The sequence below is a fragment of the Streptomyces sp. NPDC039609 genome, from assembly GCF_055596705.1.
On the sequence record NZ_JBVIUJ010000013.1, the window covers coordinates 38,946 to 58,357 of the forward strand.

At 70.0% G+C, this 19,412-nt stretch carries 22 protein-coding genes and 1 pseudogene; 19 read left to right on the top strand and 4 right to left on the bottom strand.

The features are described 5' to 3' along the window. Positions 1–21 precede the first annotated feature (21 nt). Entirely contained in the window at positions 22–819 is a 798-nt protein-coding gene (locus tag ACZ561_RS31770) for a response regulator transcription factor (protein ID WP_376430370.1), read from the bottom strand. 264 nt (positions 820–1,083) lie between these two features. On the opposite strand from ACZ561_RS31770, the gene ACZ561_RS31775 reads away from it, so the two are divergent. From ACZ561_RS31775 to ACZ561_RS31805, 7 genes are all read left to right on the top strand, one after another. Further along, complete coding sequence (locus ACZ561_RS31775) at positions 1,084–1,887, top strand: alpha/beta hydrolase (RefSeq protein ID WP_471001597.1); 804 nt, start codon at positions 1,084–1,086, stop codon at positions 1,885–1,887. A 45-nt stretch (positions 1,888–1,932) separates the two neighbouring features. Next, positions 1,933–2,187 (top strand): MoaD/ThiS family protein, encoded by a 255-nt coding sequence (locus ACZ561_RS31780; protein WP_329117999.1) that lies wholly within the window; start codon positions 1,933–1,935, stop codon positions 2,185–2,187. Positions 2,188–2,197: 10 nt separating this feature from the next. Next, a complete protein-coding gene (locus ACZ561_RS31785; RefSeq protein ID WP_471001600.1) occupies positions 2,198–3,349 on the top strand; it encodes a hypothetical protein in 1,152 nt (383 codons plus the stop codon). A 90-nt stretch (positions 3,350–3,439) separates the two neighbouring features. After that, a complete protein-coding gene (locus ACZ561_RS31790) occupies positions 3,440–4,129 on the top strand; it encodes an LmeA family phospholipid-binding protein (RefSeq protein ID WP_471001603.1) in 690 nt (229 codons plus the stop codon). A gap of 196 nt (positions 4,130–4,325) precedes the next feature. After that, positions 4,326–4,406 (top strand): Ms5788A family Cys-rich leader peptide, encoded by an 81-nt coding sequence (locus tag ACZ561_RS31795; protein ID WP_352021666.1) that lies wholly within the window; start codon positions 4,326–4,328, stop codon positions 4,404–4,406. A gap of 149 nt (positions 4,407–4,555) precedes the next feature. Further along, a complete protein-coding gene (locus tag ACZ561_RS31800; protein ID WP_471001606.1) occupies positions 4,556–5,395 on the top strand; it encodes a sulfurtransferase in 840 nt (279 codons plus the stop codon). Between the two features lie 47 nt (positions 5,396–5,442). Further along, positions 5,443–5,730: a DUF1416 domain-containing protein gene (locus ACZ561_RS31805; protein ID WP_073819964.1), complete on the top strand. Its 288-nt coding sequence runs from the start codon at positions 5,443–5,445 to the stop codon at positions 5,728–5,730. A gap of 141 nt (positions 5,731–5,871) precedes the next feature. Here ACZ561_RS31805 and ACZ561_RS31810 read toward each other — a convergent pair whose 3' ends face one another. Further along, entirely contained in the window at positions 5,872–6,858 is a 987-nt protein-coding gene (locus ACZ561_RS31810) for a glycosyltransferase (protein ID WP_471001609.1), read from the bottom strand. A 113-nt stretch (positions 6,859–6,971) separates the two neighbouring features. On the opposite strand from ACZ561_RS31810, the gene ACZ561_RS31815 reads away from it, so the two are divergent. The 3 genes from ACZ561_RS31815 to ACZ561_RS31825 all read left to right on the top strand — a co-directional run bounded on the left by ACZ561_RS31815 (position 6,972) and on the right by ACZ561_RS31825 (position 9,310). Continuing rightward, entirely contained in the window at positions 6,972–7,436 is a 465-nt protein-coding gene (locus ACZ561_RS31815) for a GtrA family protein (RefSeq protein WP_376433122.1), read from the top strand. Between the two features lie 143 nt (positions 7,437–7,579). Continuing rightward, positions 7,580–9,034: a hypothetical protein gene (locus tag ACZ561_RS31820; RefSeq protein ID WP_471001612.1), complete on the top strand. Its 1,455-nt coding sequence runs from the start codon at positions 7,580–7,582 to the stop codon at positions 9,032–9,034. Between the two features lie 9 nt (positions 9,035–9,043). Continuing rightward, on the top strand, positions 9,044–9,310 hold the full coding sequence (locus ACZ561_RS31825) for a DUF3099 domain-containing protein (protein WP_376433126.1): 267 nt from the start codon (positions 9,044–9,046) through the stop codon (positions 9,308–9,310). A 40-nt stretch (positions 9,311–9,350) separates the two neighbouring features. Here the strand turns inward: ACZ561_RS31825 and ACZ561_RS31830 are convergent, their stop codons facing one another. Next, positions 9,351–9,713 carry a DsrE family protein gene (locus ACZ561_RS31830; RefSeq protein ID WP_345278900.1) on the bottom strand — a complete coding sequence of 121 codons (363 nt, stop codon included), beginning with the start codon at positions 9,711–9,713 and terminating at the stop codon, positions 9,351–9,353. A gap of 107 nt (positions 9,714–9,820) precedes the next feature. Here ACZ561_RS31830 and ACZ561_RS31835 point away from each other — a divergent pair, with 107 nt between their 5' ends. The 7 genes and pseudogenes from ACZ561_RS31835 (at position 9,821) to ygfZ (ending at position 16,616) form a co-directional block, all read left to right on the top strand. Continuing rightward, positions 9,821–10,738, top strand: a complete 918-nt coding sequence (locus ACZ561_RS31835) for a hypothetical protein (protein WP_471001617.1) — start codon at positions 9,821–9,823, stop codon at positions 10,736–10,738. Next, the gene (locus ACZ561_RS31840) at positions 10,735–11,583 is read left to right on the top strand and encodes a hypothetical protein (protein WP_471001620.1); all 849 of its coding nucleotides are present in this window, start codon (positions 10,735–10,737) and stop codon (positions 11,581–11,583) included. Before ACZ561_RS31835 ends, ACZ561_RS31840 begins: the two co-directional genes overlap by 4 nt. Beyond that, on the top strand, positions 11,580–12,662 hold the full coding sequence (locus tag ACZ561_RS31845) for a hypothetical protein (RefSeq protein WP_471001623.1): 1,083 nt from the start codon (positions 11,580–11,582) through the stop codon (positions 12,660–12,662). The genes ACZ561_RS31840 and ACZ561_RS31845 overlap by 4 nt, the downstream gene beginning before the upstream one ends. A gap of 222 nt (positions 12,663–12,884) precedes the next feature. After that, positions 12,885–13,457 (top strand): heme-binding beta-barrel domain-containing protein, encoded by a 573-nt coding sequence (locus ACZ561_RS31850; RefSeq protein WP_329117972.1) that lies wholly within the window; start codon positions 12,885–12,887, stop codon positions 13,455–13,457. Between the two features lie 493 nt (positions 13,458–13,950). After that, positions 13,951–15,158, top strand: a pseudogene (locus ACZ561_RS31855) (RNA-guided endonuclease InsQ/TnpB family protein). Positions 15,159–15,202: 44 nt separating this feature from the next. Beyond that, on the top strand, positions 15,203–15,640 hold the full coding sequence (locus ACZ561_RS31860; protein ID WP_471001627.1) for a Fur family transcriptional regulator: 438 nt from the start codon (positions 15,203–15,205) through the stop codon (positions 15,638–15,640). 10 nt (positions 15,641–15,650) lie between these two features. Then, the gene (ygfZ, locus tag ACZ561_RS31865) at positions 15,651–16,616 is read left to right on the top strand and encodes a CAF17-like 4Fe-4S cluster assembly/insertion protein YgfZ (protein ID WP_471001630.1); all 966 of its coding nucleotides are present in this window, start codon (positions 15,651–15,653) and stop codon (positions 16,614–16,616) included. A 4-nt stretch (positions 16,617–16,620) separates the two neighbouring features. On the opposite strand, the gene dtd is transcribed toward ygfZ, so the two are convergent. Beyond that, positions 16,621–17,046: a D-aminoacyl-tRNA deacylase gene (gene dtd / locus ACZ561_RS31870; RefSeq protein ID WP_471001633.1), complete on the bottom strand. Its 426-nt coding sequence runs from the start codon at positions 17,044–17,046 to the stop codon at positions 16,621–16,623. 127 nt (positions 17,047–17,173) lie between these two features. Here dtd and ACZ561_RS31875 point away from each other — a divergent pair, with 127 nt between their 5' ends. Together ACZ561_RS31875 and ACZ561_RS31880 are read left to right on the top strand one after the other, a co-directional pair. Further along, complete coding sequence (locus ACZ561_RS31875) at positions 17,174–17,767, top strand: RsiG family protein (protein WP_471001636.1); 594 nt, start codon at positions 17,174–17,176, stop codon at positions 17,765–17,767. 397 nt (positions 17,768–18,164) lie between these two features. Then, positions 18,165–19,409, top strand: a complete 1,245-nt coding sequence (locus tag ACZ561_RS31880; RefSeq protein WP_471001639.1) for a GNAT family N-acetyltransferase — start codon at positions 18,165–18,167, stop codon at positions 19,407–19,409. The last annotated feature ends 3 nt before the right edge of the window (positions 19,410–19,412 follow it).

A 19,412-nucleotide genomic window follows, 5' to 3' on the forward strand; every position in this document is an offset into this window, starting at 1 on the left:
CGGCAGTCTACGCGGGGTGACCTACCTACCGGCAGGTCGCACTGTGGCTTCCGCCACGTTCCGGTCCTCCGCCGGGGTGACATCACGCGCGGCGCCCTTGACCCGGGCCTCCTCCTTCGCCCGTGCCTCCTCGGCCGCACGCTCCACCTTTTCCGGGGTGACGAAGCGGTAGCCGACGTTGCGGACGGTGCCGATCAGCGACTCGTGCTCGGGGCCGAGCTTGGCCCGCAGACGCCGTACGTGGACATCCACCGTTCGGGTGCCGCCGAAGTAGTCGTACCCCCATACCTCCTGGAGGAGCTGGGCGCGGGTGAAGACCCGGCCCGGGTGCTGCGCGAGGTACTTCAGGAGTTCGAACTCCTTGAAGGTCAGGTCCAGGACCCGGCCCTTGAGCTTGGCGCTGTACGTCGCCTCGTCCACCGAGAGGTCGCCGTTGCGGATCTCCATCGGGGAGTCGTCGGAGACGATCTGCTGGCGGCCCATCGCGAGCCGCAGCCGGGCCTCGACCTCGGCCGGTCCCGCGGTGTCCAGGAGGACGTCGTCGATGCCCCAGTCGGCGGTGACGGCCGCGAGGCCGCCTTCCGTGACGACGAGGATCAGCGGGCAGCCGGGCCCGGTGGAGCGGAGCAGCTGACAGAGGCTGCGCACCTGCGGGAGGTCGCGCCGTCCGTCGATCAGGATGACGTCCGCCCCGGGGGTGTCCACAAGGGCGGGGCCTTCGGCGGGAGCCACCCGCACGTTGTGCAGGAGCAGGCCGAGTGCGGGAAGCACCTCGGTCGACGGCTGGAGTGCGTTGGTGAGGAGCAGCAGTGAGCTCATCGGGTCCCTCCCCCAAGCTCTCGGCTTCGCTCAGGCAGGGGGTGCCCCCATGCCTCTGTGCCTTGCCGGTCGTGCTTCGTTCGCTCGTCCATGACGTCGGTTCCTCCTCGGTCCCTGCGAGGACTACGGCACTGCTTCGTACGCATCACTGCTGGCTCTCGCGCCCTGAGAGCTTTTGTTCATCCGGTCGTAACAACGGTCGGTAAACACAAAAGGACCCGGGGGCTGCGTTGCCCGGATCCTCTGGCAAGCAGAATAGCCCACATGACTTCCGAGGCTGAGGGCCGATTTCACATCGTGGATGTTTCCTGGACCACATCCGGCTCCCAGCGTGCCACTTTGCTCACCGATGACGGTGTCCGTATCGAGGCTGTTTACGAACCGTATACGCGGGGTGTCACCGATACGGCCGTCGTCCTGGCCCACGGCTTCACCGGGTCGGCCGACCGGCCCGCCGTCCGCCGTGCGGCCAAGGCGCTGGCCGGGCACGCGGCGGTCGTCACGTTCTCCTTCCGGGGGCACGGCCGTTCGGGTGGTCGCTCCACGGTCGGCGACCGGGAGGTCCTCGATCTCGCGGCCGCGGTGCGCTGGGCCCGGGAGCGCGGCCACGCGCGCGTGGTGACCGTCGGCTTCTCCATGGGCGGCTCGATCGTCCTGCGCCACGCCGCCCTGGAGCGGGACACCGGCGGGCACAGCGACGCGGTCGCCGCCGTCAGCGCGCCCGCCCGGTGGTACTACCGGGGTACGCCCCCGATGCGACGGGTCCACTGGGTGATCACCCGCCCGATGGGCCGGCTGGTCGGCCGCTACGGGTTCGGCACCCGGATCGACAACCGTGACTGGGATCCCGTACCGCTGTCGCCCGTGGAAGCGGTCCCGATGATCGCCCCGACCCCGCTGCTGATCGTGCACGGCGACCGCGACCCGTACTTCCCCGTCGACCACCCGCGGATGCTGGCGGAGGCCGGCGGGTGCGAGCTGTGGCTGGAGCGTGGCATGGGACACGCCGAGAACGCGGCGGACGAGGAGCTGCTCGGCCGACTGGGGGACTGGCTCACCCGCCGATAGCCCATCATGGACAGCGGCGCGCACACGAACGAAGGGAGCGCCGCTATGGCAGCGGGAACTATCCGCTACTGGGCCGCGGCCAAGGCCGCCGCCGGTGTCGCCGAGGAGCCGTACACCGCCGGGACCCTGGCCGAGGCGCTGGAGACGGCCCGCGAGAAGCACCCGGGCGAGCTCGTCCGGGTACTCCAGCGGTGTTCGTTCCTCGTCGACGGTGACCCCGTCGGGACCCGTGCCCATGAGACGGTACGGCTTGCCGAGGGCGGCACGGTCGAGGTGCTCCCGCCGTTCGCAGGAGGGTGAACCGCACAGCATGAGCAGCGATCAGCAGCAGCCGTACGACCCGGGCTACGACCCGTACGCGGGCCAGCAGCAGTACGGGCAGCAGCAGGGCCGGCCGTACGGGCAGCAAGGCACGCCGTACGGGCAGCAGGGTCAGCAGTACGACCAGCAAGGCACGCCGTACGGTCAGCAGCAGCACGGACACCAGTACCAGGACCCCCACGTCACGCAGACGTGGGAGGGCCAGACCTGGGACACCCAGTACCAGCCGGTGGTCCAGCCCGTCGCCGCGGACACGTACCTGCCTCCGCGGCCCGCCGCACACACGCTGCCGCCCGAGACGCCGGTCGCCCACGCGGATCCGGCCGCCGCGCCCGCCGCCGCCGCGCCCGAGTACTCCACCCCCACCACCGGTGGCAACGCGCGGATCACCGACGCCCAGCGCGCCAGGGCCGAGGGCCGTTCGCCGATCATCGAGCCGGGGATGCAGTCGGCCGCCCTCACCGCCGTCCTCGGCCTCCTGCTCGCCGCCGGCGCGGCCGTCGGGCCGTACGCGCTGCTCGTGCCGCTCGTCCTGCTCCAGGCCGTCACCGCCGCCGGCTGGTTCCGGCTCAACGGCATGTGGCCGGCCCGGCAGGGCATCGCCCTCGCCTTCGCCGGCGGTCTGACCGCCGATGTCGCGCTGCTCGCCGTCGGCCGGGAGCACGCCCCCGCCGCGATCATGGGCACCCTCGGGGTCTGGGTGCTGCTCACCCTCGTCCTCCAGCTGCGCAGCCACGCCGACCCCGACGAGCGCATGTACGGCCTGATGGCGACCGTCGCCTCGGCCGCACTGACCATCGTGGCCACCGGGCACCTCGGTGCCGCCCCCGACGCGGTGGTCGTCGGCGGGGTCGCGGTCGCCGCCGCCGTCCTCGCCCGGGCACTCCCGCTGCCGGGAGCGGCCTCCGTCGTCGTTGCGCTCCTCGCCGCCGCGGGCGCCGGGATCGCGGCCGGCGGGTTCACCGGCCTGGGCGCCTTCGGGGCGCTGCTCGGCGTGGGCGCCGGGGTGTGCGCGCTGGTCGGGCTGCGGGCCGCGAGCTACGACTACCCGTCCCGCTTCGTCCATATGACCGCGGGGGTCGCCCTGCCGCTGACGGCCGCCGCGCCCGCCGTCTATCTGCTGGGCCGCGCGCTTGCGTAGCGCTTCTCACGAGCCCGCGGGAACCATCCGGCCCTCCGACACGTCGATCTTCGTGTCGGGGGGCCGGAGACTTTCTTGGGGGGACAGCTCGTGCGAGCACTGCGCGTACTGCTGATCGTGGCCGTCGTGCTCGGCGGGATCTTCGTCGGGATCGACCGCCTCGCGGTCAATTACGCGGAGTCGGAGGCCGCCGACCGGGTCCGGCTCGGCCCGGCCCGCTCCGGGTCGACCGACGTCGACATCAAGGGCTTCCCGTTCCTGACCCAGGTCATGGACCAGCGTCTCGACGAGGTCGACGTGAAGCTGACCGGCGTCGAGGCCACGGCCGGCGGCCGGAAGATCCGGATCGGCGAGTTGTCCGCCGCCTTCCACGACGTGACGCTGAACGGCGACTACACGAGCGCCCGCGCGGGCACCGTCAGCGGGACCGCGCTGATCTCGTACGAGGACCTCGCGGCGGCCTCCGAGCGTGAGGTGAAGGTCGCCTACGGCGGCAACGGCAAGCTGAAGGTCACGGGCGGGGTCGAGATCCTGGGCCGTACGGTCACCAAGAGCGTCGTCTCGACGGTGACGCTGGTCGACGGGGACACGATCCGGGTACGGGCCGACAAGGTGCCCGGTGCCGGCATTCCCGGCCTGGAGGGCCTCGTCCGCAAGCGCACCGACTTCGACCGGGAGATCGGCGGACTGCCGGCGGGCATGAAGCTGGAGAAGGTCGAGGCCCGCGAGGACGGCCTGGCCGTCGCCGTGACCGGCAAGGACGTCGTGCTGGCGGGCTGATCCGCCCCCTCGAATGCCCCTTCTCCACATGGTGAGACGGTCCCGTCCGATCCGTAGAAGCAGAACCGGGACAGCCCGGTCCGGACCGGGGCCGCGACCCGTTTCCACGTGATCACGTCTCGCATCTCGGACGATCGCGTCTCAAAATACGACACACCGGTGACACGGCCGCCTGTCCGTCCCTACGATCGTGGGCATGAAGCGACAGGCGGAACTCACGAAGCGGCGGGCAGTAGACCTGTGCCGCGTCGCCGCCATGCTCTGTCGCTCCGTCTGAGCGGGACGCCCGATTCCCGTATTCCTCAGGCCCTTCGACGAACCGTCGGGGCCACCCCGTGTAGCCGTGCGCGATCTCGTACACGCGATGACGCGTACCCGCACCACCTTGCGCCACACCGCCGAACACTGCCCCGGAGGAGAAACAGCATGAGCCGCAGCGACGTCCTGGTAGACGCCGACTGGGTCGAGGCGAACCTCGACAACCCGCAGGTCGCGATCGTCGAGGTCGACGAGGACACCTCGGCGTACGAGAAGAACCACATCCGCAACGCGATCCGGATCGACTGGACCAAGGACCTGCAGGACCCGGTCCGCCGCGACTTCATCGACCAGGAGGGCTTCGAGAAGCTCCTCTCGGCCAAGGGCATCGCGAACGACACCACGGTCGTCCTCTACGGCGGCAACAACAACTGGTTCGCCTCCTACGCCTACTGGTACTTCAAGCTCTACGGTCACCAGGACGTCAAGCTCCTCGACGGCGGCCGCAAGAAGTGGGAGCTCGACTCCCGCGACCTCGTCGCCGAGGTGCCGGCCCGCCCGGCCACCGACTACAAGGCCAAGGCCCAGGACACCTCGATCCGCGCCTTCCGCGACGACGTCGTGTCCGCGATCGGCGCCCAGAACCTGGTCGACGTGCGGTCGCCCGACGAGTTCTCCGGCAAGCTGCTCGCCCCGGCCCACCTCCCGCAGGAGCAGTCGCAGCGCCCCGGCCACGTGCCGAGCGCCCGCAACATCCCGTGGTCGAAGAACGCCAACGACGACGGCACCTTCAAGTCGGATGACGAGCTCAAGGCCCTCTACGAGGACGAGCAGGTCGACCTGGCGAAGGACACCATCGCCTACTGCCGTATCGGTGAGCGTTCCGCGCTGACCTGGTTCGTGCTGCACGAGCTGCTCGGTGTCGAGAACGTCAAGAACTACGACGGCTCGTGGACCGAGTACGGCTCCCTCGTCGGTGTGCCGATCGAGCTCGGCGCCAACAAGTAAGTCTCCGGACCCCTCCCCGGACCTCCCCGACCGTAAGGACAGAAGACATGTGTGGTGCGCAGCCCGGCGGCCCCGACGCCTCGACGATCAAGCCCGGTGAGACCACCATCCAGGGCTTCGTGACCAAGGACGGCCAGCCCGTCACCGGTTACGTCCGCCTCCTGGACTCGACCGGCGAGTTCACCGCGGAGGTCCCGACCTCCGCCACCGGCCAGTTCCGCTTCTACGCGGCCGAGGGCACCTGGACCGTTCGCGCCCTGGTTCCCGGCGGCACCGCCGACCGCCAGGTCGTGGCGCAGCAGGGTGGTCTCGCGGAGGTCGCCATCGCGGTGTGACGCCGCGACACCGAACAGGCCGAAGGGCCGCACCTACCGGGGGTTGGACGCCACCGAACAATCAGGTGCGGCCCTTCGTGCCGAACGGAACAGCCCCCGCCGGGCGTACCCGGCGGGGGCTGTTCCGTATGTCACGGAGAACTACGAGCGGGCCAGCGTGTCCGCCTGCTCACGCGGCGTCTTGTCCAGGTCGAGGCCCTTGGGGGAGCGGCTCGGCGCCGGGTACGCGAGGTGGGCGAGGCGGGACTGCTCCTGGCGCAGGTGCATGAACGACTCGAGGATGTAGCCCACCAGCAGCACGAGTACCGCGATGGTCATGATCGCCGCGGCGAGGATGGCCGTGGGGAAGCGCGGCACCTCGCCCGTGTTGATGTAGTCGACGATGACCGGCGTGCCGAGGCCCAGGGAGACCAGGGCGAGCAGACCGGCGAGCACGCTGTGGAAGAGCGAGGGACGCTGACGGCGGGCCAGGCCGAGGATCATCTTGAGGATGCGCCAGCCGTCCCGGTAGGTGCGCAGCTTGCTCTCGCTGCCGGCCGGGCGGTCCTTGAAGTCGACGGGCAGTTCCGCCGTGGGGAGCCGCAGGTTCAGCGCGTGGACCGTCATCTCGGTCTCGGTCTCGAACTCGTGCGACAGGGCCGGGAACGACTTGATGTAGCGGCGCGAGAAGACGCGGTAGCCGCTCAGCATGTCGGTGACGTCATTGCCGAAGAGCGTACGGACGGCGCCCGTCAGCATCTTGTTGCCGACCGCGTGACCCGGACGGTACGCACCCTCGACCGTCTCGCGACGGGCGCCGACGACGTGGTCGTAGGGGCCCTCGAAGAGCAGGTCGACCAGATCGCGGGCGCGCGACGCGTCGTAGGTGTCGTCGCCGTCGATGATGAGCAGCGCGTCCGCGTCGACGTCGGCGAAGGCGCGACGGATGACGTTGCCCTTGCCCTTGCGCTTCTCGTGCCGGACGATCGCGCCGGCCTCGAGGGCGACTTCCACCGTGCGGTCGGTCGAGGCGTTGTCGTAGACGTATATCTCGGCCTCGGGCAGCGCTGCCCGGAGATCACGGACCACCTTGCCGATGGCCGCCTCCTCGTTGTAGCAGGGGACGACGCAGGCGATCGTGGGTCTCATCTGTTGATCCTTTAGACTTGTGGAATCCCCACGAGGCGTTGGGGGGCATCCAGAGACCACGAGTGGTCATGGGTGGAGTCACGTGAGAATACCCTGCGGCTAGTCTCTTTTTCATGTCCGATCAACTGTCCCTCCGCCTCCGCCTGCGTGACGTCATCCGCGGTCTGTGGCGGGAAGTCGCCAAGTTCGGGGTCGTCGGGGCCGTCGCCTTCGTCGTGGACGCCGGCGGCTTCAACCTGCTCGTCTTCGGCCTTCCCGGGGTGGGCGACGGGCCCATGGCGTCCATGCCGGTCCTCGCATCGGTGGTCGCCACGGCCGCGGCGATGGTGGTCGGCTGGATAGGCAACCGCCACTGGACCTACCGCGACCAGCGTTCGGAGACGTCGTCGCGCGAGGTCGTCGTGTTCGTCCTCGTGAACCTCGCCGGGATCGTGATCACGGCCGCCCCGGTCTATCTGTCGCGGGCGCTGGGATTCGACTCGGCGCTGACCGACAACATCACCCGGCTCTTCGGCTGGGCCGTGGCCACGCTGGTCCGGTTCGTCGTCTACCGGCGCTATGTGTTCCAGGCGGCGTAAGTCTCGAAGGGCCTGGTGGAGCCGGGTCACGGCGCCTCTTCCGTGTTCACCCGATGGGTGTTCGGTGCGTGCGGCGTGTTGACGCTGTGCTGTTAGGCTCCGGCCTCATGACACCTGAGCGACCCGTGCGACCGATCTCACGGATGTGGTCAAATCTGTCGGATCGTCCGCTCTGGCCCTGGGGTCTCGCCGCCATCGCCGCGTTCTGCGGCTGGGGCACGGCCATGCTGTTCTCCCCCGGCTACCTGAGTCTCGACAGTGTCGACCAGCTCCAGCAGGCGCTGGGCAAGGCACCCGTGACGGACTGGCACCCGCCCGTGATGGCCCTGCTGTGGCGGGCGCTCATCGACGTGACCGGCAGCCCCGGCGCCATGGCCGCCCTCCAGTCCGCCGTCCTGTGGGCGGCGCTGTGGGTCATCGCCTGGCGGGTCTGGGCGCGCACCGGCAGCCGAGTCGGCTCCCTCGCGATCCTCGCCATCGGACTGGCCCCGCACATCATCACCTTCACCGGTGTGGTGTGGAAGGACGTCCAGATGGCGTTCGCCCTCCTCGCCGCCTGCGCGATCGCCTTCGTCGCCCGTGATCTGCCGGCCGAACGCACCGTCACGCGCTGGGTGCTGCTGGCCCTCGGCGCGATCCTCATCGCCTACGCGATCCTGGCCCGCAAGAACGCCCTGCTGGCCGGCATCCCGGTCTTCTACCTGCTCGTACGCTCCCTGTGGCCCACGCCCGGCCGGCGCAAGTGGCTGATCTCGGCCGGAGCCCTGATCGCCGCCGCCGCCGTGTCGAGCGGAGTCGTCTCGGCCGTCGCGAAGCCGCTGGAAACCCGCCAGTTCTCGCAGATCCTGCTCGACGACCTGGTCCACGTCCTGACCGTCGAGGAGGTGCGGGCGGCGGCCGGAAAGGCGGCGACGACGCCGGACTTCCAGCAGGCCATGGTCACCACGACCGAGCGGTGCAAGCCCGAGCGCAACCTGTCCGACGCGTACTGGCGCTGCTACCCGCGCGACACCTCGCTGGGCCTGACCGAGCTGGGCCGGCACGCGGACGAGCTGACCGACATGTGGATCAGCGAGATCCCGGGCCATCTGCCCGAGTACGCCGAGTACCGCCTCCAGGTCTTCTCGAAGGTGCTGTTCCAGGGCCGGTACACGTACCAGGACGGAACCATCGCGAACGCGCCCGGGATCGGGGAGCCGGACGAGCGGCGCACGAAGATCCTCAAGTACTACGTCCTGGGCATGGGCAAGGACCTCCCGATGCTCTTCGCGGGCTGGTTCTGGCTGGTCGTCGCCCTCACGCTGACCTTCCGGCCGGGCCGCGGGCAGTACGCGATGCCGGTCCGTGTCCTCGGGATCAGCTCGGCCGTGTACATCGCCGGCTACCTGCCGACGGTGCCCGCCGGTGACTTCCGGTACTTCTACTGGCCCGCGCTCGCCGGCACGCTCGCCCTGCTGCTGGTCTGGCTGGGGCGGAAGACGGCGAAGGGCTCCGGCCTGAAGGACGCCGCCGCGGCGGAGGCGGCTCCCGCCCCCGTGCGCGAGCGGGACGGCGGTGCGGCTCCGGCCGAGCTGTCAGGGGCCGACGTCCGGTCGTAATCTGAAGGTATGTACGCGCGGCGGCGCCACACCTACTTCTGGATGATGGGCATCTGTGTGGTGCTCTTCGTCGGGGCGTGGGCCGTCGTGCGGCTGTTCTCGATGCCGGTCGCCATCGGGATGTGCGTGGTCGCCATGATCATCCCGCCGATCGCCGCGATGGTCGCGAATCGGCGGGGGCCCGAGGACCGCTGGTGGGACGACCCGTCCGGGGACCCGCAGTCCGACGAGTGGTGGGACGAGCTCGACGGCAAGAAGCGCCACGACGACCGGTGAGCGCGTGGCGCCTGCCAGGCCGTGATTCCGGGGGCCCGACTCAGTAGACGAGCGCCTGCGTGCCGTCCGCCATGGCCTCCTGGACGAAGACCTGCGCGCCGGCGATCCGTACGCCCTCCAGGACGTCCTTCTCCGTGATCTCGCGGCGAGCCGCGCACTGCGTGCAGAGCGTGATCCGCCCGGCCGCCAGGATCGAGTCGATCAGGTCCGGCAGCGGCGCGGCGTGCGGCAGCTCGAACTCGGCCGCGCGCCCCGGGAGCGCGAACCACGACGACTCGCCCGTCAGCCAGAGCGAGACCTCGACACCGCTCGCCACGGCCACCGCGGCCACGGTGAAGGCCTGGGAGCAGCGTTCGGGGGCGTCGGCCCCGGCGGTCACCTTGATCACGAGCTTCTTCGCCATATACCGAACTGTAATGCGGACCACTGCAACCCCATGCACCCGTCGGGGGTCAGTTGGGTGCGCGGGTTACGGAATCTGCGCTTCAGGTCTCGTGGGGGGACCCCCTTTTGGAAGCCACAGAATCAACGGAAAACGCCGGAACAGCACCGGAGCCGGCACCGACGCCGCTCGCGGACGCGCCTCCGGCCCCGGCCGCGCCCCCGGTCGGGGACCCGGACGCGGACGAGCCGTCGGCCCCGGACGCCGAGCCGGTCCCGGTGTCGGCCTCGGACGCGGTGTCGGCCTCCGACGTCGAGCCGCCGCGCCGTCGTCGGATCGGCCGGACCATCGCGCTGATCGCCGTCGCCGCCGTCCTCGGCATCGTCGGCGGTACGGCGGTGGGGTACGGCATCCAGGCCGAGCGGGAGCCGACGCCGCTGCCCGCTCTCAGCCAGTTGGACCTCGCCTACCCGAAGCCGCTCCCGAGGGACCAGAAGCCGGTACCGCTCACGGCCGCCGAGGACCGCAAGGTCAAGACGGACGGCGATCTGCGCAAGCTGCTGCTGCCGAAGCCGGCGGGTGCGAAGAAGACGGACTTCCACGACGAGGACGGCTGGATGGACCCGGCCGAGTTCGCATTGGGGTTCGAGGAACCCGGCTGGGCGCTGGGCTTCCAGCTGGACAACAGGATCCGGCGCGTCGCGACCACGTCGTGGCGGACGGGCGAGTACAAGACCACCGAGATCCGGCTCGTCCAGTACCGCCCCAGCGATGTTCTCGGCGCTCAGGAGTACGCAGAGGGCCAGATGGACTACATGCCCGAGGAGAAGTACGCCCAGAACACGGGCGATCCGGTCAAGGGCTCGGCCAACGGCCACTACTACGTGTTCCCGGTGGAGAAGGAGGCCGGCTACCTGGACCTCTATGAGGCCAGGGCATATCTGTACCGCGGTGACATCGCGGTCGAGATCTTCATTTTCGACACCAAGAAGATCTCGAAGAAGGAGATCGCCTCGGTAGCCGAGCGACAGTTGGGGCGCCTGTGAGCGAGCACCAGAACACCGTGATCGACCCGGACGACGTGTTCGCCGCGACCGTTCCCGTCGACCCGCCGGAGGCGCGGGGCAGGTCCGGTCGGGGGCGCAAGCTCCTGACGATCGTGCTGCCCGCCGTGCTCGTCCTCGGAGCGGTCGGCGGTGGCGTCGCGTACACCAGCGTTACGGTCCGCGACGCGGACCGCTCCGCGCCGACGGTGGTGTGGGAGCAGGACACGTCGAAGGCGCAGAAGGACCCGGCGCTCGACGCCGTCCGCGGCAAGGCGTCGACGCCACTCAGCAAGATGCTGCTGCCGGTCCCGGACGGGTACGAACTCGGCCCCGACATCGAGGGGTACGGCAACGACGGCGAGCTGAGCGGGAAGGAGGCCGCGGCGCTCCTGAAGGAGGAGGGCAAGGGTCTCTCCGGCAAGAAGCGCCGTGAATTCGAGAAGGAGGTCGACCGCCTGGGCATTCAGGGGATCGCCTTCCGCTCCTACGCCTGGCCGGATCAGGGCACCGCGTTCACGGTGCACATCACGCGGATGAAGGACAAGAAGGCGATCCGTGGGGCCTACGAGCTCCGGAGAAAGCTTTCGGCCGACCTTCTGAAGTTCCCCAAGGGGCCGAAGATCGACGGGCACAAGAACTCCGCCTGCTTCATGTACCCAGAGGAGAAGGGGCTGGACAAGGAGGAGCAGGCCGTGCAGATGGACGGGATGGTCTGCATGGCGTACGACGCCGACGTGCTCGTCACGGTCGCCGCCGATGGGTCCAAGCCGTTCGACAGGTCCGCGGTGGCGGAGCTGGTGAAGAAGCAGCTCGACCACATCAAGTCCCCGGGGGAGTACGTATGACCGAGCAGACGGAGACGAAGCCGGAGACGGACGTGAAGTCCGAGCCGGACGCGTCCGCGGTCGAGCCGGAGGCGCCGGCCGCCCGGGAGACCCCGGTCGCCCCGGAGGCGCCGGTCGCCCCGGAGACCCCGGTCGCCCCGGAGGCGCCGGACGCCGAGGAGACCCCGGTCGAGCCGGAGGCGTCCGTCGCCCCGGAGGCGCAGGTCGAGACCGCGGTCGAGCCCGAGGCGTCCGTCGCCGCGGATGCCCCGTCGGCCCAGCCCGTTCCGGTCGCTGGGCCCGAGGTCCAGCCGGTCGGGCAGGACCAGCAGGCCCCGCGCGTCCGTAAGCCTTCGCGTCGCGTTCTGTGGGCCGTCGCCCGCTGGACCGCCGCCGTGCTCGTGTGCGGTGGGCTCGGGGCCGGGACCGCGTTCGGGATCGCCTCCATGGAGCGCCACGAGGTGCCGGGTCTCGCGACCGAGAGCGACGGCCGATGGGAGTACCCGAAGCTCAGCCTTCCGGCCCTCCCGGCCGACGCCCCGCGCCCCTTCACCGTGGGCAACGCGGGCGAGATCCACCACGCCGACCTGCGCAAACTCCTGCTGCCGGCCCCGGCGGGCGCCACCCAGGACCCGAAGCTGAACGGCGGCTGGGCCACCGTGGACCAGTACCTGTCCACGTACCGCGAGGAAGACCGCGCCGAGCTGAGGGAAGCGCTGACCGAGTCCGCGCTGCGGCATATCGCGGCCCGCGGCTGGACCATGCCCGACGGCACGACGACCCGGATTCACCTGCTCCAGTTCAACTCGGTGGCCTTCGCGGAGGCGTTCAAGGACGACGCCGTACGGGCCGGCTCGGTCGACAGCCCCCTCCTCGGGGTCGAGGGCATCAAGATGGAGACCGAGTTCGCGAGCGCGGTCCACGTGTCGTACACCGCTCTCTACACCTTCGTCGAAGCGCCGCAGAACGCCGATCAGACCCGTTGGGCCTACATCCAGGCGGGCGACACACTGGCGCTGGTCACGCACACCCGCAAGGGGAAGGCCGCGGAGGTCCCGTTCCAGCAGACCGTCACCCTCCAGAACCAGCTCCTGGGCTGATCGCGCTAGACCCACCTCACAGAGAGGGCCGGTCCCCCGCAGACTAAGCTGGGGTCCGGCCCGTTCTGCCTTCACCGCTCATTCGAGGAGCACCTGTGATCATCTTCTTCGAAGTCCTCCTGGCCCTGGTCTGTGTCGCCGTGCTCGCGTTCACCGGTCTGGCCGTGAAGAAGCTGTACCAGGGCCAGCGGTAATCACCTCTACAGATCGACAGAGCTGCTCATGATCGAGATCCCGTCCGACCTCAACCCGGACCTCGTCCCGCTCGCGTTCCTCCTCGGAACGTGGGAAGGCGCCGGCGTGGCCGACTTCCCCGGCGCCGAGAAGTGCAACTTCGGCCAGTCCGTGACGTTCAGCCACGACGGCCGTGACTTCCTCGAGTACCACTCGCACTCCTGGGTCCTGGACAACGACGGCAACCAGGTCCGCCCGCTGGAGAGCGAGAGCGGCTACTGGCGGATCGACAAGGACCGCAAGGTCGAGACCGTCATGGTCCGCGACCAGGGCATCGTGGAGATCTGGTACGGCGAGCTCGCCGACAAGAAGCCGCAGATCGACCTGGTGACGGACGCCGTGGCCCGCACCGCGGCCTCCGGCCCGTACAGCGGCGGCAAGCGGCTCTACGGCTACGTCAAGGGCGACCTGATGTGGGTGGGCGAGAAGGCCACCCCCGAGGTGCCGCTCCGCCCGTACATGTCGGCGCACCTGAAGAAGGTCGTCACGCCGGAAGAGGTCGCCGAGATGGCGCGCAACCTCCCCGACATGCCGGACGACGGCATCGCCTTCTTCAAGTGACGTGCTCTCCTGGCCCGGCCGGGAGGTTCCTGAGGTCCACTCCGTTGGGCCCTTCTACCGATGATTCTGGCCAGTGCCCCCGCCTTGAGGCGGGGGCACTGGCCATCTCAAGACCTGCACCATTGTCCCAGGCTCGGTCAGATGAGGCGCGGAGCATTACGCTCCGTCTCGAATTCGTGCGCACGGCGCACGCTATCTTTCGGCAGTGTTTCAACATTTAGGACTTACGGCGGGCCAGGGAGTAGCGGTGATCACTTCACGTCGCAACTGGCGACAGGAATTCGCGTGAACGTGCGAATTGCGGCCAGTATGGGAGGAATCCCTGTCATTCAGCCCCCGTGTCTAAGGTGACCGTATATCTTCGAGTTTGTCGGTGATCGGGGTGTTTCTCGGCTGTTGCCTCATCGGCATGGGTCAGTGGGCGGGATTCGGGAGGGTGTTGAAGCGACAGCGTGGTCACAAGGGCCGGCTCTCGCTCACCCCCGCCCAGGCAATGGCGGCTGAGGAGCAGGGTCATGCGGCCCGCGCCGTGTGGAATCTTGTTCATGACTGGTGGACGATGCTTCCCAAGGAGCGCCGGACCCTGGCCGCCGCCGACGAGGCGATTCGACAGGGTCGCAAGGATCTTCCATGGCTCGGCGTCCTGCCGGCGCAGGCGGCGCAGGCCGTGCTGAAGACGTACTTCCAGGCGTGGAAGAACTGCTGGGGTGGCCGCGCCCAGGCCCCGAATTTCAAGGGCCGCTTCCGCTCCCGCATGGCCATCGACATCCCGCAGGGCCGTGACCTCCAGATCGCCAGGATGAACAGGCGGTGGGGGCGTATGTGGGTGCCCAAGATCGGGCACGTCCGCTTCCGATGGACCAAGGATCTCCCGGTAGGCAAGCATGCCGACGGCGAGAACCGGGTGACCGGGGCACGGCTGGTGAAGGAGGCCGACGGCTGGCACGTCGTCTTTCGCGTCCAGAGCGAAGCACCCGAACCTGAGCCGCATGCCGGGCCGACGGTGGGTATCGACCGGGGCATCATCCGCGCCCTCGCCCTGTCCGACGGCACGTTCCGTGACCACGGTCCCTGGCTCACCAGGGGCGAAGCTGAACGACTGCGCCGGCTGGAGAAGACCAAGCACCGCAGCCGCAGCGCCCGTAACCCCGGTGAGAAGAGCTCGCGTCGCCTCACCCGTACGCACGACCAGATCGCCAGGCTCCGCGCGACAGCCAAGCGCCGAGCGGTCGACTGGCAGCACAAGACCACCACCGACATCGCCGAGACGTTCTCGCGCGTCGGGGTGGAGGACCTGGCCATCACCAGCATGGTCAAGTCCGCCAGAAGAACTGCGGAAGCCCCCGGGCGGAATGTCCGGCAGAAGGCCGGGCTGAACCGGGCGATCACCGAGCAAGCGTGGGGCAGGACCGTGACCATGCTGGAGTACAAGACCGCCGACCGTGGCGGCCTCGTGGTCAGGGTCCCCGCCCCGAACACCTCCCGACGCTGCTCCGCCTGCGGCTTCATCACCCCTGGAAGCCGGGAGAACCAGGCCCGCTTCGTCTGCAAGAACCCTGACTGCGGGTTCGAGGCCAACGCGGACACCACGCGGGGCGCAACATCGATCACGCCGCCGGGCAGGCGGTGTCAGGACGTGGAGACCTCGGGGACACCCGGTCTGTGAAGCGTCAACCACCGACTAGGCCGCACGCGGCCTGAGAAGGACCTCCCCGTTCAAGGGAGGAGGATGCCAAACTGGGGGCGTGGTGAGCACCGACTGGAAAAGCGACCTGCGGCAGCGCGGCTATCGGCTGACGCCCCAGCGCCAGCTTGTCCTGGAGGCCGTGGACACGCTGGAGCACGCGACCCCCGACGACATCCTCGGTGAGGTCCGCAAGACCGCGTCCGGTGTGAACATCTCCACCGTGTACCGGACCCTCGAGCTCCTGGAGGAGCTCGGGCTCGTCTCCCACGCCCATCTCGGGCACGGGGCACCGACCTACCACCTCGCCGATCGCCATCACCATCTGCACCTGGTCTGCCGGGACTGTACGAACGTCATCGAGGCGGACGTCGACGTGGCGGCGGAGTTCACCCGGAAGCTGCGCGAGACCTTCGGCTTCGAGACGGACATGAAGCATTTCGCGATCTTCGGCCGGTGTCAGGACTGCGCCGAGAAGGACGCCGCCGCCGAGTCGTAGGCTTTTCCCCATGAAGAGCCCTCTGCTGTCCCTGCCCGGCGCCGTCCCCGCCGAAGGCCGTGACGAAGGCGTCGCCGCACACTACGGGGATCTGTTCCGTGAGCAGCGCGCCCTCGCCGCGGGCGACGGCTTCGTCGATCTCTCGCACCGCGGTGTCGTCACGGTCACCGGCGACGACCGCTTGAGCTGGCTCCACCTGCTGCTCACCCAGCACGTCAGCGAGCTGCCGGCGGGCCGGGCCACCGAGGCGCTGATCCTCTCCGCCAACGGCCACATCGAGCACGCCCTCTACCTCGTCGACGACGGCGAGACGGTCTGGGCGCATGTCGAGCCCGGCACCCAGGACGAGCTCATCGCCTATCTGGAGTCGATGAAGTTCTTCTACCGCGTCGAGGTGGTCGACCGTACGGGCGAGTTCGCCGTCGTCCACCTGCCGGCCGGCTCCATCGCCGAGGTGCCGGACGGTGCGGTCGTACAGGAGACCGCGCACGGCCGCGATGTGTTCCTGCCCCGCGCCGAACTGGAGTCCTTCGCGGCCTCCCACGGGCCGGCGGCCGGCATCCTCGCGTACGAGGCGCTGCGGATCGAGGCGCACCGGCCGCGGCTCGGCTTCGAGACCGACCACCGGACCATTCCGCACGAGCTGGGCTGGATCGGCAGCGCGGTGCATCTGCAGAAGGGCTGCTACCGCGGGCAGGAGACCGTCGCCCGTGTCCACAACCTGGGGAAGCCGCCGCGGCGGCTGGTCTTCCTGCACCTGGACGGCAGCGAGGTCCACCTGCCGGGCCACGGCACCCCGATCCGCCTCGCGGCGGACGGCGGGGAGGGCCGGCAGCTCGGCTTCATCACCACTTCCGCCCGCCACCACGAGCTGGGGCCGATCGCGCTGGCGATGGTGAAGCGGAACGTGCCGGTGGACGCGGAGCTGATGGCCGGTGACACGGCCGCCGCGCAGGAGACCGTCGTCGAGCCGTAGCCCCCTACACCTCCACGAGCACCGTGAACGGGCCGTGATTCGTGAGCGAGACGCGCATCGCCGCTCCGAACCGGCCCGTTTCCACGCGCGCGCCCAGTGCGCGCAGATGCGCCACCACCTCGTCGACGAGGGGCTCGGCGACGTGCCCGGGGGCCGCGGCATTCCAGGTGGGCCGGCGGCCCTTGCGGGCGTCCCCGTAGAGGGTGAACTGAGAAATCACCAACAAGGGCGCATTCACGTCCGAACAGGATTTCTCTCCCTCCAGCATCCGGACGGACCACAGCTTTCTGGCGAGCTGGGCCGCCTTCTCCGGGGTGTCCTCATGGGTGACTCCCACCAGCACACACAGTCCTTCGCCGACGATCTCGCCGACGGTCTCCCCTGCGACGACGACGCTCGCGCCGTCGACTCTCTGTACCACTGCTCGCATACGGACCAACCTACAGACCGACGCATCTGGGGCTGAACGGGTGCAGAGCGCCTGCACACACACGTGCGGGAGTGGCACCATGCGTGTCAGGCGGTGCGGCTCCGCACCGGTCGAGGGGACGATTCACATGAGTGCACCTGGCGCCGGGCAGACGCCTTCCGGTCCCGTACAACTGACCCGGGTCGGCGCGGCCGTACGACCACCCGTGCAGCGGAGGGCCGAGCCCGCCCTGCCGGAACAGCCGACACCCGATCTCACCGCCCTACGGCTGCCGGAGCTGCGCACCCTGCGCCGTGACGCCCAGGGGGACGAGGCCGATCTCAGCTATGTACGGCGGATGCTGCAGGGCCGGATCGACATCCTGCGGGCCGAGCTGGCCCGGCGCACGGATCCGGAGGCGCCGATCCTGGACCGGCTCTCGGAGATCCTGGCGGACGCGCCGTCGCGGCTGCGGACCTCGGCGCGGCATGTGACGCTGTCGACGCCCCGCAGCGAGGAGTACCGGCGGCTCGCGACGGAGATGCTCTCGGAGGTCGAGCTGTCGGACCTCGGCGCCCGGACGGACGACGAGCTGCACACGGCGATGGGACGGCTCGCGGGGTACGAGCAGCAGGTCTCGCGGCAGCGGCAGCAGCTGCAGCGGACGGCCGACGACTGCAGCGCGGAGATCGCCCGCCGCTACCGCGAGGGCGAGGCGCAGGTGGACGACCTGCTCATCTGAGGCGGTGCGGGCGGACGGTGGCCGCGGCGCGGGACGGGCCCGTCGGTAGATCCCCGGTGTGTGCGCGGTCGCCGAGGGCGGGTGTCCGGTGGTGGTCGTCGGGGATCCCGAGTGTGGGCGTGCGGTGGCGGTCGTCGGGGATCCCGAGGGCGGGCGTGCGGTGGTGGTTGTCGGGGGTCGCCGAGTGCGGGTGTCCGGTGGCGGTCGTCGGTGATCCCGAGGGCGCGCGTGCGGTGGTGGTCGTCGGGGATCCCGAATGCGGGTGTCCGGTGGTGGGCGTCCGGGATCCCGGGGCGGAGGCGTCCGGTGGTGGGCGTCGGGAACCCCGGGGCGCACGTGCCGTGGCCGCCGGAAAACCCGGGTGCGGGTGACGGTGGGACCGGCATAGCCTCGGAGGATGACCCTTGAGGCGCGTCCTGTCGTCGAGTCCGAGTACCCCGACTGGCTCCGGGCCGTCAACACCGGATTTCTCCGGCCGCCGGTGGTGACGGACGAGGAGGTCGCCGACCGGCTGCCGCACTCCGATCTCTCCCGGGTCCTCGGCGTCTTCGACGGCGGCCGCGTGGTCGCCACCTTCCGTTCGTTCACACAGGAGTTGAGCGCCGTCGGCGGCGGCTCGCTCGTCGCCGACGCCGTCAGCGGTGTCACCGTCTCCGCGACGCATCGCCGGCAGGGGCTGCTCAGCCGGATGATGACGGTCGATCTCGCCGCCGCGAAGGAGCGGGGCGACGCCGTCGCCACGCTCATCGCCGCCGAGTACCCGATCTACGGCCGGTACGGCTTCGGTCCGGCGACCTGGACGGCCGAGTGGACCGTGGACGTCCGCCGCGCCGGTCTCGACCCGCGCCGCACCGGGCGGCCCGAGGGCGGTGGACGGATCGAGTTCGCCGACGGCGAGGAGATCCGCAAGATCGGCCCCGGGCTGCACCGCCGGCTGGCCGGCGTCCGGGCCGGGATGGTCGAGCGCGACAGCCGGCGCTGGGACGTGGAGACGGGTCTCGCGTTCCACAACTCTCCCTGGACCGAGCCGTTCTACGTCGTCTTCCGTGACGAGGACGGTGAGCCCCAGGGCTTCGCCGCCTACACCTGCGACGACACCTGGGGCGATGCCAAGCAGCCCCTCAACACGGCCAAGGTCAAGGACCTGATCGCCGTCACACCGGCGGCCGAGCGGGCGCTGTGGCGCTATCTCTGCTCGATCGACTGGGTCACCACGGTCAAGTCCGGCCACCGCGCCCCCGACGACCTCCTCCCGCTGCTGCTGCCCGACCCGCGGGCCGCCCACATCACCACGCAGGCCGACATGCTCTGGGTCCGGGTGCTGGATGTGGCGAAGGTCCTGGAGGGCCGTACGTACGGAGCCTCCGGCAGTCTGGTCCTCGAGCTGCGGGACGCGGCCGGTCTGGCGGGCGGCCGCTACCGTCTGGACGCCTCCCCGGAGGGCGCCACATGCGCGCCGTCCACCGCCTCGGCCGATCTCGCCCTCGACATCGCCGAGTTGGGCACGCTGTCGCTCGGTGACGAGTCGGTGGTACGGCTCGCCGCTCTCGGCCGGGTCGAGGAGGTCACGCCGGGGGCAGCGGCCCGCGCGGACGCCCTGTTGCGGACCTCCCGCCGGCCCTGGTGCCCGGACATCTTCTGACCG